Source organism: Capnocytophaga sp. oral taxon 878 (assembly GCF_002999135.1).
Classification (GTDB): domain Bacteria; phylum Bacteroidota; class Bacteroidia; order Flavobacteriales; family Flavobacteriaceae; genus Capnocytophaga.
Genome location: NZ_CP027229.1, coordinates 2,031,357 through 2,047,747, shown reverse-complemented (window position 1 = coordinate 2,047,747; position 16,391 = coordinate 2,031,357). Strand labels below are relative to the sequence as shown.

The window sequence follows — 16,391 nt, the reverse complement described above, 5'->3', positions numbered from 1 at the left end:
GCTTTTAAAGCTCTTCGGACTCTCTCTCTTTTTGTAATTATATTAGCCTACCAACCTGGGTTTTGCGCCCAGTCAGCTTTACCTTGCTGATATTTAACATCATTTGGCGGTATAGGCCAAGTCATTTTGTAATTTCCAGCAGGAATATTCAACTGATTGTACTGATCGGCAGGATCAGATACAATAGCATCAAGATTCTGAGGGGTACCACGTACCACACCTAATCCCCAACGCTTGATATCAGCCATACGGAAGCCTTCAAAAGCAAGTTCTCTATTGCGCTCGTTTTGTATCTCAGCCCATAAGTCGGTATAAGTAACACTACCAATACCACGTGCAGTGCGCAATCTATCTAAGTAAACTTTAGCATTGGTCTGATCGCCATTTTTATAAGCAGCTTCAGCTGCTATAAGGTATAATTCAGCTATGCGGAATACTTTAGGTCTATGTAAGTAACTAGAATCATCTCTAGGACTATTCTTTAACTCATCATTATCAGGATACTTGTATACTAAATAGATATTATTGTATTTTGTCTCAGAATAATTAGCGAATAGTTTCCTAATATATACGCTCTTCCTAAAATCTGTATTATCAAATAAATCTACAAATGATTGAGTAGGAATTAGTTTAGGATAATAGTAAAGTACTCGCTGTGTGTAATAGCTTTTTTCTTCTCCTAAGTATACATCATTACCATTAGGTAATTCAGCAGTATTTCCTTTGTCATAGCGTGCATATAGTTGTGTTATTGACTCAGCAGTAGCATCTTTCTCCCATACATTTTGCAAAGTAGACGAAGTAGTAGTTAGAGGGTAGGTACCAGCCGAAATAAGTCCAGTTGCAGCTTGATAAGCTCCTGCCCAATCTTCTTTATAAAGTAACACACGCGCTTTAAGGGCAGTTGCAGCATCTTTCGAAAAAGTAGTTTTACCAGCACTTCCAGTTACATTACTTAGCAATTGTTGTGCTCGTGTTATATCAGCCAAAATAAACTCATAAGTCTCTTTTACAGTACTTCTTTTAGGAAAATCATTAATAGTAGGTTTATCAAGCAAAGGTAACCCATATACCGAACTTTCATCATAAGCAGGGCAGAAATGTGTTACCAAATAAGTATAATAGTAAGCCCTTGCCAAGTATAGTTCACCCATATTTTGATTAATCTGAGCCCTAGCCGAGGTAGCACCTTGTGCCGATATAGGTATAGTAGGAATACCCTCTATCCCTATATTTATATTTTGAATAGCATCAAAGTATTTTTGCCAAATAGTAGCTATTACCCCATTAGATGAGGTCAAAAGGGTCCAGTTATGTATTTCAGTAAGAATATCATTGTTAGATGAACGCCTTGCTAAGTTAGCAAAATCAGCTTGTGCATCACTAGCATACATTGCTCTTCCATACACATTACCACGCAAAGTAGCGTACATTCCATTTACCCAATATTGTGCATCTTGTAAGCTTTTAAAAGAGTTCTTTTGGCTAAGTTCTTTATAAGGCTCTTGATCAAGACTGAAACAAGCATTTAGCAAAAACGGAATGCTTATCAATATAAGTATTTTATATAAGTTTTTCATCGATTTACATTTTAAAAATTAATATCTATCCCTAAGGTAAACTCACGAGATGGGGGATATCCTCCTAAAGAAATAGCACTAGCCGATTCAGGGTCAGCCCCTTCGTATTTAGTAAGCGTAAAGATATTCCTAGCAGTAGTATATAAGCGTATCCCGTCAAAGAATCCTATTTGGTCAATAACCTTCTTAGGCAAACGGTAGCTAAGGCTAATACTCTTCATACGCATATATGAAGCATCTTGTATAAGTCGTGAATCTAAGCTATATATAAATGCATCCGAATTTACTTTAGGGTGACGTGTATTATCACCAGCTTGTTTCCAGTAGTCAAATACTTTTCTACTCATATTGTACACCCCAAATCTACCAGGATTTTCTACATATCTCATATCGTTATTTACCACATACCTACCCAATGAGAATGAAAATGCCATATCCAAGCTAAAGCTCTTGTAGTTGATATTCCACCCAAAACCTCCATTTACAGGAGCTTGCATTTTCTTACCAGTAGTTTGTATTAGTTTACTGTCATCATAAGAAGTAGTTACATTATTATCATCTGTTACCTGTTCCATACGGTCTGTACCAGGTACATAGTATTCAGTAAGTCCTGTTGTAGGATTTACTCCTTTCCTAATAACGGCTGCCCATTCTAGTGCTCTACCCAATTTATATCCTACTCCTGAACTTGTACTTATATCAGATATTTTATTACCAAAAAGAGAGGTTATTTCCTGTACGTTATAGTTTACGTTAAAATAAGGGCGAATCGTAAAATCATTAGCAGCATTTCTGTAAACTACCGATGAGAAAGTAAAGTCTACACCTCGGTTGCGCATTCCTCCGGCATTATCCATAAACTGATTTTGTCCCGAGGTAGTGTTAAGTTCCCTACTTGAAAGCATATCGTAGGTTTCACGGTCATAGTACTCAATGTTAAATGAGGTTGCTCTATCAATCACAACATTAACTCCTACTGTAGTTTTGCGCTGTTCTTCCCAATGTAAGTTAGGGTTTCCTAAGCGGTAAATGGTATATCCCATATTTTGCTGATAGTAATCAGATCCTTCAATGGTGGTAAGGTGATTATAGCTACCTCCTCCTGAATTACCCGATAAACCTGTACTAAAACGCAAGTTTAAATCTGTAAGCCAGTTTACATCTTTCAAGAAATTCTCTTGTTTTAGTTTCCACATCGCTCCCAATGCCCAGAAATTACCATAATGGTTATTCTTCCCAAAAGCCGATGAACCATCACGACGTATTGAAAGGTCTAAAAAGTACTTACTACCATAAGAGTATTCCAATCGCCCAAAATAAGAATTAAAAGTAGTAGTAGTTTTATCATCTTCTACTGTTTGGTTCTTATTACCATGCGAAAGCGTCGAAAGCCCATCCGAAGGCTGTCCATAGGTTATTACTGTTAATGTTTTTGAACTATTTTCTATAGACTCTTGTCCTAATAACGCATTAAAACTATGTTGTTTCTTAGCTCCTAAAAGGAAACGGTATTCCAAGGTGTTAGTAAGTGTCTTTCTAAGTGATCTACTACTGCTAAAAAGAGCATAAGCATTAGTAGTAGGGGCGGGAGTACGCTGTTTGTATATCATAAAAGAGGAAAGCTCTTTATTCTCTACATCTCCATACCCGTATTGTACCCCTCCTTGTGTTTTAAATATCAAGTTCTTAATAGGTTCAATAGTAATAAATCCTGAAGGCATAAAATCATCACTAATGGTAGATCTTGGGTGCTTTTCTGCATAGTATTCAGGGTGATAGAACCCTAATGACGGACTTATAATACTATTAATATAGTCCTTCCTCCTACCGTCTTCATAAGTAGGCGAGTAAAAAGGCAGTGTATTCATACGGATAGTCGAGTCCGATCCACTACCATCACGTTCATTATGCCCTGCAGCAAATGAAATACCTGTTTTCAGCCACTTTGTGATTTGTGTGCTAACACTACCGTTAAGGGTATAACGGGTGTAATCAGAAGATGGATTTGAAGTACCTTCTTGTTTAAAATATCCCAATGAAAGATAGTAGGAAGTACTTTCTGTCCCTCCCGAAAGTGAAACATCAGTACGTGTAAGGGGCACAAAGTCACGGAAGAAAAATCTATCCCACTGTGTGTTATATGGGTTGTCTTGTAGAATTTTATTAGCAGCAGCTTCTGCTACTTCACGAGTATTACCCAATCTACTCATTCCTGCCGCCGAGATTATAGAAGAAGGACTTCTTTCAAGCCAAAAGTCCATATACTCGCGCGGAGTCATCATATCGTCAAAGAATTTCCTACTTGCATTAGTTAGGGCTGAAAAGCCTAACTGATTGCTAATAGTAATATTAGTGCGCTCATTGCGGCGTCCTTTTTTGGTAGTGATAAGTACCACACCGTTAGCAGCACGTGCCCCGTAAATAGAAGTCGAAGCCGCGTCTTTCAGTACCGTAATGTTTTCAATATCATTAGGGTTGAAATCACTCATCACACTGCTACTCACAGCAATACCATCCATTATGAACAGAGGCTCTTGGGTGCCTGTTTTGGATAAAGCTCCTTGAAAGTTGTTATACCCGTGAATAAGGATTTCACTATTACTACCTGGGCGTCCCGAGCCAGAGGTAACTACCACCCCTGCTAGGCGGCCTTGTAACGCGTCCGATACACTGGCAATAGGAGCACTACTCACATCTTTACCCTGTACTTGCGCTACATGTGCTACGGTGCGGCTTGCTATTTTAGGAGCTCCATAACCGGTAACTATCATTTCTTCTAGTTGTTCGGCTTCTTCACTCATCACTACATCTATTTTTTTAGTATTACCACCTACCTTTTTATCAATAGGTTGCATACCTAAAAAACTAAAATTAAGCACATCACCGGCTTTTGCACGAACGGTATATCTCCCATTTTCATCTGTCGATGCCCCGTTCTGTGTGCCTTTTATCAGTACCAATACACCTGGCAAAGGTAACCCTTTGTCATCCTTTACAGTACCCGAAACTTCTAAATTCTGCGCCACCATTGTAGCCGATAGCAACAGAAAAGAAATGCAAACAAACAAGTTTTTCAAATTCATAATTCTTCTTTATTATTAGACTGCAAAAGTACAAATAAATTCCAAATTACCAAATTTTCTCTTGTAAATATCACATTTTTTAGTTTCCTCTTCTATCTCTTATCTTTAAGCCTAAGTAAGTAAGAACGCCTAATAAGGCTGATATGCTTACCGCTATTACCAAGCTCCCTATTACATACTGCAATAAGTTGTTTAATATGTATTCTTTAGTAACTTCACCTCCCTCTGGTAATACACTTCCTCCTACAAACCATGAGCCTACTTTTAGTGAGCTCAGTAATAGTACTGGTATCATTGGCGGGATACTCAAGTTTGAAAACACAAAAGCCAATGCCTTATTAAGCTTAAAAAATACCGCCAAGCTAATGGTCAAAACCGTTTGTAATCCCCAAAATGGCGATAACCCAAAAAAAGCCCCCAAAGCTACCGAGTATGCCTTTACCTTATGGCTGCTATCACTCTCCAAGATGTTCTCTTTAACAAATTGCTTCAGGCTCTTTTTCCTCGCTTCTCTAATAAAATCACGCGGTTTTATGTAGAAAAGAGCTATAAGCACCAGCACGCTGTTCAGTATGCTAATACGCGCAAAATCCCTTAAAGGTCTAAAGTGCGATACTCTTTCTTCTGCCTTGTATAGCACCCTTATAGGCACGTTCTTTACTGTCACACCACGCCAACTGCTGCGCACCAGCACTTCTATTTCAAACTCAAACTTTTCAGTATAGTACTTTTTAGGAATCGCCTCCAAGGGGTATAGCCGGTACCCCGATTGCGTGTCGGGTAATCGCACCCCCGTTTCCAGATGAAACCAAAAGTTCGAAAATTTATGCCCAAAACTACTCTTCTTAGGCACCCCTTCCTGTGCCATATTGCGGTTACCCACCAGCAGTACGGGCGCTGTTTCTTCCTTAGCAGCTTCTATAAATAGCGGTATATCATCAGGGTAGTGTTGCCCGTCCGAGTCTATCGTAATCGCATACTCATACCCCAGCTCTCTCGCCTTTTCAAATCCTATGCGCAGCGCATTCCCCTTACCCTTGTTTTGAGGCAGATGTATCACCGTAAGCTCTGGGTATTGTGCCAATATAACCCCAGTCTCATCCGTAGCCCCATCGTTCACCACTATTACATTAGGCGTATGCTGTAATACCCCTTCCACCACGCGGGCAAGGGTTTTAGCATTGTTATATGTCGGTATTAATACGCAGTAATTCATCTTATTTCAGCTCTAAAAACCCCGAAATATACGCCTGCAAGTCCGCCGGTTGCTTGCTGTAATGAGCCTTTAAAAAAGCCTTGTCAGCAGCAATATTATTCCTGTAAGGCACTATTTTGGGCAGATTTTGCTGCACACTTAGCCGTATAAGGTGCAATTCAGCATTTTCGGGCTCTTGTGCTAAGGCGCCCTCTATAAGCGCTTTCCCTTCTTTTAGCAAGGCTGTGCGTTTCCCTCCAAATTTAGCCAATATCATCAAGCTCGCCCCCTTGTAGGCACTTAGCACCACATCAGTAGCAGGCGCTTTAGCCATTAGGGCAACAAAAGCCGTAGCCTCCTCTTTGCTTGCCGAAGCCGTAGGGTATGCCCTCCGCACCTCACCAATACTCTGCCCTCGCAAGGGCAAAGCACAAATGCATAAAACCAACACCAAGTATTTCATAGTTCTTTCCATCGTATTAAAGTGCAAAAGTACAAAATAATTATCAATTAACAATTAGCAATTAATAGGCCAATCATCCCAACCCCTACCGCACCCCCCTTATCTCTTGCCCTCTATCCCCCTCCCTTCCAAGCACCTCCCAACCACCCCCTACCCCGAACGAACGAATAACGAACGAATAACGAAGGATAAACGAACTATAGTCAGCGAGCTGGCACAGCTGAGTATGTCGCGAAGGATAGTCCCTCCAATAACGCCAACCCCATATCTCCCCAAAGTCACACAAAATAACCCCCATTTTTTTACACCCTTTAAAACAATAATTCATTTATTTATCGTATATTTGCCCCCAATACCACTAGCACGCACCTGCCCAACAAAAGCACATAGCTACTTAAAACACCATTAAAATGAGAATACACATCGATAAATTACAACTCGCTTCCTTTACAAGCACCTTTTATACCAATCAATTTACCTATTCTCAAGTCGAAGGCAAAGCCGATTGTTTAGGTTGGAATATTATATTCTTTGCCGAAAAAACAACTAATAAAGTTTCAGCCATTAGTTTTGAAGATATTCTTACTTCTCAAACTATAACACAAATAGCTAATAAAATATTACAAAGCATAAACTTTCCAGTACAATTTAAAGATAGTTTCTCACTGATAAAACAAAAATTCGCCCAACCCAATTTTACAGATAATATATTAGAAAATATAACCAGACACTATTATATTTATAAAAAAGAACAACTCCTTTTATGCTTTAATACAGATAATAAAGCCCAACTATGTGGGTTAGAAATAATAACCAACCAAAATATTATCAACAACAGATTAGAAGTCTTACAACAATAGCCATAACCTATAGCTCACACCCCTTATCCCAAACACAAAAACATTTTAATTTATATATCAATATGCAACATTACAAAACAATAAAAGAACTTATCAAAGATTACAAGCAATTGCCTTACCCTGGTGGTATTTATATCGAAGGAGAAAAACAGAATAATTATCAACAGGCAGCATTTTGGGTTTTATCCAGTGATGAGGAATTTGATCAAGATTCTGTCGAAACTAAGTACGGAGAAGTCCCCGAATCATTAGCCCAATTTGAAGTAGCTTACTTTTCAGAAGTAGGCATTTTTCAAGACATTATTGACAATAAGTTTGATCATAATGAATCGCTAACTACCGAGGATACCGACGTCCTTTTAGCAGCTATCGACCATTACTTTGAGTATGATGATTTTCAGGATTAAAAGCTTCCAACGCTTTACCAATCCACAAAAAAATATTTTACAAGTATGAAAATAGAAGCAATTAACAAAGGGAGTGAAGCAAAAGCCCTTGCTTTTCAGGAGTTTTTAGGCTTTACCTTGCCCGATGATTATTTTAATTTTTTAGCCCAAAATGACGGTGCTACCATTGATGAAGCCTATTTCTATGTAAAGGATATAGAGGAATACATTATGTTTGATCTTTTCTATAATATAGAAAAATGTATAAAAATCTATGAAGAGTTCAGTGAGGATTTTCCGAGCAAAAGTCTTGTCATCGGGAGAGATCCAGGAGGAGGAATGCTCCTTTTAGTAACCGAAGATGTAGGTGATTTCTCCAAAGGGATTTATTTCTATGACCATTCTCACTTTTTTGAGGCTTCCAATAGTGATTGTAATACCTACTTTGTATGCGATACATTTACCGAGTTTATAACCATTTTAGAACATACCACTTTACCATAATTAGGTAATAAATCCTCAATATTTTCAACAAGTAGCATCAAATTAAAATGACAGAAGAAGCGCGAACAGAAGCATTAAGTCAGCTTATCTATAAGTGTGCTAAAGAAGCATTCTTGGAATTGTTTAAGAACAAGGAACATTATTACAATTGTGTATTACTTGCTCCTGCCGAGGGCTATGCACCTATTCTATCAGCTTGGTCTTATGAAGCTTTGGATAGAGAGAAGTCCAAACACCCTAAAGAAGAAATTTGGTTATACAAATGGAACTTTGCCGATTCGCCTTATTACGCTTTTGGTGAAGAATATTTCAAGCCTGTTCAAAGTTTGTTAGATACTTATCCTAGTATTTTTGATATGGAAGACGAAGATGAAATAGAGCGAGAGTTTGAACTAAGAGTCTCGGCAATGGTACAAGCGATGCAAAAATTGGATCAGGAAGGCATTTTCTCTATTAACCAACCGAGAGAGCAAGTCTATATCAATGTTGAGTGTATTCCTAACGACAATTCTGATGTAGATAGAGCCCTTTTACTCAATGAAGCAAAGAACATTCAAGAATGGTTAAAAGATAATCCCAAAGTAGAGGAGTAATACTATTTATTATAAAACAAAAAACCTTCTTATTGCTAGAGAAGCTAAATATATGTCTAATTTTGTTGTAAGTAATATTTTAAAGGAACTCATAGAGAAAGAAAACTTAAAAGTTGGTTTTTATAGAGACTAAAATCCATAAACAATAGCCAATGAGAGCACAGAAGTGCATTCTCTTTAGAAATTTAAAAAGTAAAACTATTTATGAATAATATAATAGATTAGTTTGAAGAAAAAGAAATTGTAGATAGTGTATTATAATGAAATATATGTTTTATCCTCCCAAAAAAATAATGAGTGACTTTTTATATATAATAGTACTCACTCTTTTAATACTAAAAATATTCTTTGCTTATTTAGAAAGTAGTAGCTTTTTCAGCACTAATTTTTTATCATACCTATTCTCTATCAAACCAGATATTGTAGAGTTCACAAGTAATTTTTCTATTAAATACTTGATCAAACTATGTTTTTTACTTATTTGGATTTCGTCTTTGCATTTTATTGTTTTTAAAGCAATGAAGTATATATTAAAAAAATGGAATATTAGCAACTTTAGTTACTATATTTTCCCAATAGTAATATTTGTATGGCACTATTATTTTCCTATGATAATGATTGTTATTTTCCTAACATTTAATGAATATGTTAGTGCTAAAGAGATTTTAGAAATCTGTATAAACCCTTTTTTATGGGTACAGTAATTCTAATAATTCACCCTCAGGTTTTATATACCAGCTACACCAAATCGCTGGCTTTGTGCACGTTTTATAGCCGATATTCTCTTTAAAAATTGTAGATAGTGTGTTATATGAAAGAAATAGAATTGTTTAGACATATAAAGGACCGCATCGGTGTGTTTGTACCCGATAGTACTTATAGTAACTACGTATCTCTTATTATTGGCTATGATCTAGCTAAAGATAATATATTGTTAAAGGGGTTTAGCGAGTGGTTAGCTTCTAAATACAAATTACCGACTAACTTTGTCTTTTCTCAACAAATAAAATATTACCTTTTTAAAAAAGATTTCACAAAGACTTTAACTAAAGAAGATGAAATGCTTTTAATCCATTGTTTGTATGAAAAACTAGTAGAGTTTTGGGAAGAAAACAACAAAATCTAAAAATACTCTGATTATTCATTTATACTAACCGTCACATTTCCCCATTATTTTGCTAATTATTTTATAGGTTATTTATTGTTAATTGGAAAAAGATTTGTAATTATGCCCCAATCAAATAAACCGCTTTGGCTATTATGTAACAAATTTTTATAGAAAATCTTTTCCCTCATCTATCCTCTAAAACTTCCTTTTTGTCTATAAAATCGTGCTTTTCATCGATTTTAGTTGTAACCTGAGCACTTCCTGCACTACCTTTGCCTCATCAAAGAACTTAAAGCCTTATAACTATGAAGAACCCTTTTCTTTTAATGGCAGGGGCAGTAGCTGTATCTATGCTAATGGCTTGCTCCAAAAATGATGATACCACTACTACTACCACTACAACAGGTAGTTCCTCAGGCAGTATCACAGTCTCTGCTGCTAGTACTACATCAAGTAACAAATTAGGTACCACTACAACCGGTAAAGATACCTCCGATTTGCTTGCCAATAACAGCTTCGGCAGCACCGTAAATATCGTTTTTAATGGCACTTCAGCCACTGTTAGTAATAACGTATTAGGCGTAACCATTACCCAAAGCAATGGGCTAGTAACAGTCAATTCTACTGCTTCAGGGGTCGAATATAAAGTGTCTGGCACAGCCAGTAGCGGTCAGTTAGCTATCACTAGTACCGATGCCTTTAAGCTCACCCTTAATGGGGCTAATATCACCAATGCTAGTGGGGCTGCAGTTCTCATCAATTCCAATGTGAAGGCTTTTGTTCAGCTCACAGCTGGCACTACCAATACTCTTAGCAGCTCTTTAGCAACTGCTTTCCTCAGTTCAGGAGCTTTGCTCTTTGAAGGCTCCGGAAGCCTTAGCTTAGCAAGTAATGCCAAACACGGTATTGCTGCCAATTATGTACGCGTAACCGAAGGTAATATAACTGTAACAGCAGCGGCTTCACACGCTATACAAGGAACTTCTGCTGTATATATCGATGGTGGTACACTTAATCTTACTTGTACTAAGGACGGTATCCAATGTGAAGAAGGTAAAATCTTTATCAATGACGGTACCATTACTATCAACGCTGGCGACGATGGTATTACAGCTGCCTATGAAAGCACTACCTCTGGCGTAGCCAATCTTACTATAAATGGCGGTACTATCAATGTAACCGCAGAAGGCGAAGGCTTGGAAGCTAAAAATATCCTTACTATCAATGGCGGAACCATAAGTCTCAAAACTACCGATGATGCTATCAATGCAGGAGAAGCGCTTTACTTCAATGGTGGTAAAACCTATGCTTATGCTACCAGTAACGATGCTATCGATACCAATGGTAAGTTAGGTATCACCGGTGGGGTAGTAGTAGCTATAGGCACCGCAGCATCTCCCGAAACCAGCCTCGATGCCACTGCCGAAGATAGCTCTTGGAGTACAGGTTTTACTATTACCGGAGGTTATTTGGTAGCCATAGGGGTAGGTAACACCCCCGATACCCCTCTTACTTCTTCTACCCAAAAAACAGTAGTATTAGGAGGCTTATCAGGTTTAGCTTCACAAATAGTGAATATCACCTCTACTTCAGGTACCGAGGTAGTTACATTCAAAGCTCCAGTAGCTTATAGTCACTTAATGGTTTCTAACTCCAAGCTAGCCAATAGCACTTACAATCTGTATATGGGTGGTACTGTAACCAGCGGCGAAGAATTTAATGGGCTATACACCTCAGGCACTTATAGCGGAGGTACATCAAGTAGCCAGTTTACAGTAAGTTCACAAGTTACTACTTCTGGAGTAAGTTCTGGTTTTGGAGGACGATTCGGGGGCAGAGGTTGGTAAATTAATAGGCAATAAAAAAGAAAACCCTTTTCATATAGCAAGAAAGGCTGTTTGGTGTTTTACCAAGCGGCCTTTTTTAGTTTAGCAATATTAATTCACTACTTTATTTTACTCATTCCTCAGCCTTCTGGGAATATGAAAAAGGGAATTTGTAAGCTAAAGAAAAATCAACCAAGCACAGTTTTCTGTTTTCAGTAATAGTATGAATTTTTAGCTATTAGTTTTTGCCTTTTTCCTTTTGATAACTAATAGTGGGAGAAGTATAAAAACACCTATCAGTGAGAAAAGCAAGCCTCCCATAGTACCAGCGGCAAGGGGGTACCAAAAGGCTTCTTTTGTATCGCCTATCACAAATGGTATAAACCCTAAAATCGTAGATAGCACCGTCAGCATTATAGGTATAATTTTGGCATTCCACGCTTTTAGGTAAGCCTTATCAGCTGGCAGCAAAGGCTGTGCTTTGCGCACTGCATTGTATTGGTTTAGTATGTATATATTAGCGTTTACTGTAATCCCTGCCAATAACACAAATGAGGCAAACCCTCCCTGATCAAAGTTCAAATCAAATCCCCAAAAGGTCAAAAACACTCCTATAAATGAAATAGGTATGATAAGAATAATGATAAAAGGTTGTTTTAATGAGTTAAATAATACCGAAGTGGTAAAGAAAATAATAGTAACCAGCAATGCCAATAGCCAATACTGTTTACCTTCTTTGCCAAAATTCCATCCTACCTCTTGTTCTTCTATTTTATAACCAGCAGGTAGTTGCTTATTTAGTGCTTTTATCTCTTGCTCTAATAGCTTACTCCCTTGCTGTCCCGACCCTATATAGTTAAACTGGGTTACAAGGCGGTACTGTTGTTGTTCTTTAGCTATCTCTTGTGGTGCTTGGTCACGCATAATAGTAGCATAAGGACTAAGCGAGTGCTGTAATGCCCATATATCGTATTGTTTAGATTGTTGGCTGTGCAGCACTATATCTTCACTACGTCCTTCGTGCAGTAGTTGTCCTGCCCATATATCTCTACCAAATAGCTGTGATAACCCTCTAAATAACTCCAAAGGATGCTCTTTAGCAAGGGCTAATTGTTTTTTATCCAAATTGAATTTGTATTCTTCATAATCATCTTTGTAATATGAATAGTCAGAGCTAATAGTCACTTCTTGTATACGTCTGTGTTTTAATAAGCGTGTTCTAAGGGTATCAGCCCACTGGTTCAGTTCATCGTAGTTATAGCCTAATAGTTTTACCGAAAAGCTACCTGCTGTTTCTTTTACATCATTGCTAAAACTTCTATCTTCCAAGCCATATACTCCCCAACTACCACCTCCTAATTCCAGGGCTTTACTAATTACATTATTCTTTAACTGATAAGGAAACCCCGAGCGTTCTGCTTCTTTATTGAAAAACACATCAATAGAAGCCCTATTAGGACTGTTAATATTCGTCTGGAATTGTTTAATTTGTTTAAAACGACTGAGGTAGCTTTCCATACGCTGCATCAGGTTGTTCATTTGTTCAAGGGTAGTCCCATTAGGCATTGATGAGGTAATAGTAAGCACTACCTCTTGCTTCCTACTAAATGAGCCTTGTTCATATACATTCTCAGCAAAAAGTCGCAATGTACCTCCTAAAACCTTCTCAACTATAGGTTTAACAGCTTCTTTGTAAAATTCAGTAGCAAAAATACTGTTGTAAGTCTTTGCCCAGCTGCTTTCGCCTTCTATTTTATCAGGTAGTAAGAATATCGGGAATCCAAAAAGAAGTATAAAAAAAACAAATACCGCCCAGCGCACTCTTGCCAGGCCTAATAATCCTTTATGATATACACAGGTTATTTTTACTAATAATCTTTTTGATGGCTGCCAGCGGGCTTTCCTTTTCCGTTTCTTGAAGGTTAACTTCTCCATCATAGCAGGTACAAACCACAAAGCTATGAGCAGTGAAATAGCTAAGTTAATTACAATAACCATTGCAAAATCTAAAAGATTAAGGCGCAAGCGCTCATCTAAGAAAAATATCATGCACAATGCTCCAATGGTAGTAAGGGTAGCCGCTAGTATAGGCAAGAAAGCCGCACGGTTGCGCTTGTGCAGCCAGTGGTCGGTCATTATAATGGTATTGTCTATAATAAGGTTTAAAGAAATAGTAATACCAGCCAAAGAATACAACTGAATTTCCAGCTGGAAGAAGTAATATAGCACAGCTGCTATAGCTAAGTTCACACTAAGGCTTGAAATAATAAGCAGCAGGTATTTTAAGTTACGTGAAATAAGTAGTACAAATGACAGAAGAATAAGCACTGTCAGGCCACTGCGCACATATATCTTATGAAGTTCATCTTTTATGTATTCGGTAGCATCATAGTTTTGGTGTAACTCATAGCCATTGGGTAATTGTTTTTTTAGCTGTTGCATTTTAGCTTTAATAGCATCGCTTAATTGCAACTGGTTAGCATTTTCTTCGGCAAAAATAGAAAGGTAGATAGAGTTTAGTCCGTTAATGCGGTAGTAACTCCTAGGTTGTTGTTCAGTACGTTGTGCAGTAACCAGCTCACTTAGGTATACCACTTTCCCATCTACATTGCTCACAGGTATAGCCGAAATATCAAAGTTTTCTCTTTGTGTAGCATCCCCCATCACTACCCTTATGAAGTGTGTATTACCCTCATTCTCTATTTCTCCTATACCTAAAAAAGCTACATCGTAATATTCACCAATAGCGCGCTGTATATCGCCAATAGTAATATTAAGTCGCTTCAGTACATCATTGTTATAGGTCAGTTCCCACTGCATATTAGGGGCAGTAGTAATATCTATTTTATAGATACCTTTCAGCTCACTTAGTTGTGGTTTAATCACATTTTCACAATACTCCTGAATGCTGATAGGAAGAGCAGGAGCATTCACTGTATAGTTTAAAAAAGGGCGGTTTGCTTTCTCATCAGGGCGTTTTACTCGCAGTTGAGGGTATGATACATTGCGTGGCAGTTGCCCCCATAATTGCCTAATGATAGTAGCTACCTCAAACCGAGTAGCTTCTAATGAAGTATGTTTATCTATTTCAACAGAAATATATCCCCACCCATTACCCGAACGTGAAGTAATATTCTTTACCCCTTTTATACGTGAAAGCATCCCCTCAATTTTTGAGGTAGCTTCCATTTCTACCACACGTGAGGCACTACCTTGCATAGTGAAGTGCACGGTAAGCCCTGGTAAGGTTTGTGAAGGGGCTAATTTTATAGGTAATAGTGGCACAAGGGCTATACCTATAAGTGATACACACAAAAATACCAGTATAATGCTGAATGATGATATTTTCTTATTCATTAAGCGGTGTGATAGTTATAGGGGTGTTATTTTCAAAGTCGTATAAGGTGTATTTGCGTATTTTGTAGTAGCTAAGCCAATAGTTGCGCAGTGCCGATATGTAGTTGCGTTGTGCTTGCTGGTGTCTATCATTGGCAAGGGTAAGTGTATTGATGTCAGCTTTGCCTATAATAAAGCGTTCTTGGGTTTGTTGGTAAGCTTTAGCAGCAAGGCTAAGGGCTTCTTCTGCACTACTTATAATCTGTTGCTGTATTTTAAAGTCTCCCAAGGTCATTAGTAGTTCTTCTTCCAATTTTACCTCCTCTTGTTGTGCCGATAGTTTAGCTACCGATAAGTTACTTTTAGCCACATTGTACTTCCCCTTGTTCACCCCCCAGTCCAATATAGGCACACTTAAGGTAAGCGCAAATACATCTTGTTGTAATGGCGACTGGTAAGCTGCCGATAGGGTAGGGGCTACTTGGTTAAAACCTACACTTGCCGAAAGTCCTAAGTTAAAACGCGCTTCCCGCTTCGTTTTATCCACTGTTTCCTCCAATTGTAGTACTTGTAACTGCTGTTTTAGGTAGTTAGGATTGTTCTCTTTCGCCTGCGCAAGGGCTTCAGCAGCCTCAATCTCAAAAGTTTTAAGGGTAGTAGGTATTTCTAAACTGATAGAAGATTGCTTGTCTAAATTTAAGTATGAAATTAGGGCAAACATAGCTCTCTTTTCATTCAGTTTAGCAGTTTGCAGCGCATTCTCAGCATTAATCTTATCTAGCCGTAAGGTCATTAAGTCCGATTGGCTTATACTCGCTATCTCAAATCGTTCCTTCCCTATGGCATAAAGGGTATCAGCGCTTTTAATCTTATCCGCTGCCAGTTGGTGTTCTGCTTGTGCCATCGCCAAGCTAAAGAAAAGGTTAGTAGCCTCTTCCGAGGTTTGTTCTATATTGTAAATAAGTTCTTTCTGCGCAATGGTATATTTTACGGGTTCTATTTTCTTTTCCCAGCCAAAAGCGTTATAACCCAATAGCTGTTGCCTATAGCCTATACGTATGGGCACACTGGAGTATTGTACAAATTTATGATCACTAAAATTCTGATAATACCCTAATTCCGAATCTACAAAAAAAGTACCCCCTAACCAGTCAAAGTTTTGTATAAGTGATAGGTTACCGTGTGAGAAGAGTGTTTGTTGCGGTCTATACACATCAATATTCTGTGCCGAATCATACCGTCTTACAAAATCCCGATTGTAACGCAAGGGGGTCATGTTTAGTGAGAGTGATGGTAACCTATTCGCCCTAAAAGCCTTAAACTGCCAGTATGCCGATAAGTAAATATTCTGAGCCTTAAATGCTGCTACCGATTTCTCATTAGCCTTGCTCACTACTTCTTCTAAGCTAAGTACTTTTTTCGCCTCTTGTGCCGAAATATCTAATGCGAAAATCATT

General features: G+C 38.0%; 12 protein-coding genes. 6 read left to right on the top strand and 6 right to left on the bottom strand.

The features are described 5' to 3' along the window. Positions 1 to 47 precede the first annotated feature (47 nt). The 4 genes from C4H12_RS09170 to C4H12_RS09155 form a co-directional block, all read right to left on the bottom strand. Complete coding sequence (locus C4H12_RS09170) at positions 48 to 1,580, bottom strand: RagB/SusD family nutrient uptake outer membrane protein (protein ID WP_106098650.1); 1,533 nt, start codon at positions 1,578 to 1,580, stop codon at positions 48 to 50. An 11-nt stretch (positions 1,581 to 1,591) separates the two neighbouring features. After that, on the bottom strand, positions 1,592 to 4,663 hold the full coding sequence (locus C4H12_RS09165) for a SusC/RagA family TonB-linked outer membrane protein (protein ID WP_106098649.1): 3,072 nt from the start codon (positions 4,661 to 4,663) through the stop codon (positions 1,592 to 1,594). Positions 4,664 to 4,742: 79 nt separating this feature from the next. After that, positions 4,743 to 5,879, bottom strand: coding sequence for a DUF2062 domain-containing protein (locus C4H12_RS09160; protein ID WP_106098648.1), 1,137 nt, complete (start codon positions 5,877 to 5,879; stop codon positions 4,743 to 4,745). Between the two features lies 1 nt (position 5,880). Then, complete coding sequence (locus C4H12_RS09155; protein ID WP_254424744.1) at positions 5,881 to 6,333, bottom strand: hypothetical protein; 453 nt, start codon at positions 6,331 to 6,333, stop codon at positions 5,881 to 5,883. 398 nt (positions 6,334 to 6,731) lie between these two features. Here C4H12_RS09155 and C4H12_RS09145 point away from each other — a divergent pair, with 398 nt between their 5' ends. From C4H12_RS09145 to C4H12_RS09115, 6 genes are all read left to right on the top strand, one after another. Next, complete coding sequence (locus C4H12_RS09145; RefSeq protein ID WP_106098645.1) at positions 6,732 to 7,181, top strand: hypothetical protein; 450 nt, start codon at positions 6,732 to 6,734, stop codon at positions 7,179 to 7,181. Positions 7,182 to 7,243: 62 nt separating this feature from the next. Then, complete coding sequence (locus tag C4H12_RS09140) at positions 7,244 to 7,588, top strand: hypothetical protein (RefSeq protein ID WP_106098644.1); 345 nt, start codon at positions 7,244 to 7,246, stop codon at positions 7,586 to 7,588. A gap of 45 nt (positions 7,589 to 7,633) precedes the next feature. Beyond that, the gene (locus C4H12_RS09135) at positions 7,634 to 8,071 is read left to right on the top strand and encodes an SMI1/KNR4 family protein (RefSeq protein WP_106098643.1); all 438 of its coding nucleotides are present in this window, start codon (positions 7,634 to 7,636) and stop codon (positions 8,069 to 8,071) included. A 47-nt stretch (positions 8,072 to 8,118) separates the two neighbouring features. Further along, complete coding sequence (locus C4H12_RS09130) at positions 8,119 to 8,664, top strand: DUF4303 domain-containing protein (RefSeq protein WP_106098642.1); 546 nt, start codon at positions 8,119 to 8,121, stop codon at positions 8,662 to 8,664. 811 nt (positions 8,665 to 9,475) lie between these two features. Continuing rightward, positions 9,476 to 9,790: a hypothetical protein gene (locus tag C4H12_RS09120; RefSeq protein WP_106098640.1), complete on the top strand. Its 315-nt coding sequence runs from the start codon at positions 9,476 to 9,478 to the stop codon at positions 9,788 to 9,790. Positions 9,791 to 10,077: 287 nt separating this feature from the next. Next, complete coding sequence (locus tag C4H12_RS09115) at positions 10,078 to 11,619, top strand: carbohydrate-binding domain-containing protein (protein ID WP_106098639.1); 1,542 nt, start codon at positions 10,078 to 10,080, stop codon at positions 11,617 to 11,619. 210 nt (positions 11,620 to 11,829) lie between these two features. Here the strand turns inward: C4H12_RS09115 and C4H12_RS09110 are convergent, their stop codons facing one another. Beyond that, positions 11,830 to 14,955 (bottom strand): efflux RND transporter permease subunit, encoded by a 3,126-nt coding sequence (locus C4H12_RS09110; RefSeq protein ID WP_106098638.1) that lies wholly within the window; start codon positions 14,953 to 14,955, stop codon positions 11,830 to 11,832. Continuing rightward, positions 14,948 to 16,390: a TolC family protein gene (locus C4H12_RS09105; RefSeq protein ID WP_217352116.1), complete on the bottom strand. Its 1,443-nt coding sequence runs from the start codon at positions 16,388 to 16,390 to the stop codon at positions 14,948 to 14,950. The genes C4H12_RS09110 and C4H12_RS09105 overlap by 8 nt, the downstream gene beginning before the upstream one ends. Between the last annotated feature and the right edge of the window lies 1 nt (position 16,391).

Coding starts and splice junctions, on each gene's coding strand:
- C4H12_RS09170 (WP_106098650.1), bottom strand. CDS start 1,580: ATGAAAAACTTATATAAAATACTTATATTGATAAGCATTCCGTTTTTG.
- C4H12_RS09165 (WP_106098649.1), bottom strand. CDS start 4,663: ATGAATTTGAAAAACTTGTTTGTTTGCATTTCTTTTCTGTTGCTATCG.
- C4H12_RS09160 (WP_106098648.1), bottom strand. CDS start 5,879: ATGAATTACTGCGTATTAATACCGACATATAACAATGCTAAAACCCTT.
- C4H12_RS09155 (WP_254424744.1), bottom strand. CDS start 6,333: ATGGAAAGAACTATGAAATACTTGGTGTTGGTTTTATGCATTTGTGCT.
- C4H12_RS09145 (WP_106098645.1), top strand. CDS start 6,732: ATGAGAATACACATCGATAAATTACAACTCGCTTCCTTTACAAGCACC.
- C4H12_RS09140 (WP_106098644.1), top strand. CDS start 7,244: ATGCAACATTACAAAACAATAAAAGAACTTATCAAAGATTACAAGCAA.
- C4H12_RS09135 (WP_106098643.1), top strand. CDS start 7,634: ATGAAAATAGAAGCAATTAACAAAGGGAGTGAAGCAAAAGCCCTTGCT.
- C4H12_RS09130 (WP_106098642.1), top strand. CDS start 8,119: ATGACAGAAGAAGCGCGAACAGAAGCATTAAGTCAGCTTATCTATAAG.
- C4H12_RS09120 (WP_106098640.1), top strand. CDS start 9,476: ATGAAAGAAATAGAATTGTTTAGACATATAAAGGACCGCATCGGTGTG.
- C4H12_RS09115 (WP_106098639.1), top strand. CDS start 10,078: ATGAAGAACCCTTTTCTTTTAATGGCAGGGGCAGTAGCTGTATCTATG.
- C4H12_RS09110 (WP_106098638.1), bottom strand. CDS start 14,955: ATGAATAAGAAAATATCATCATTCAGCATTATACTGGTATTTTTGTGT.
- C4H12_RS09105 (WP_217352116.1), bottom strand. CDS start 16,390: ATGATTTTCGCATTAGATATTTCGGCACAAGAGGCGAAAAAAGTACTT.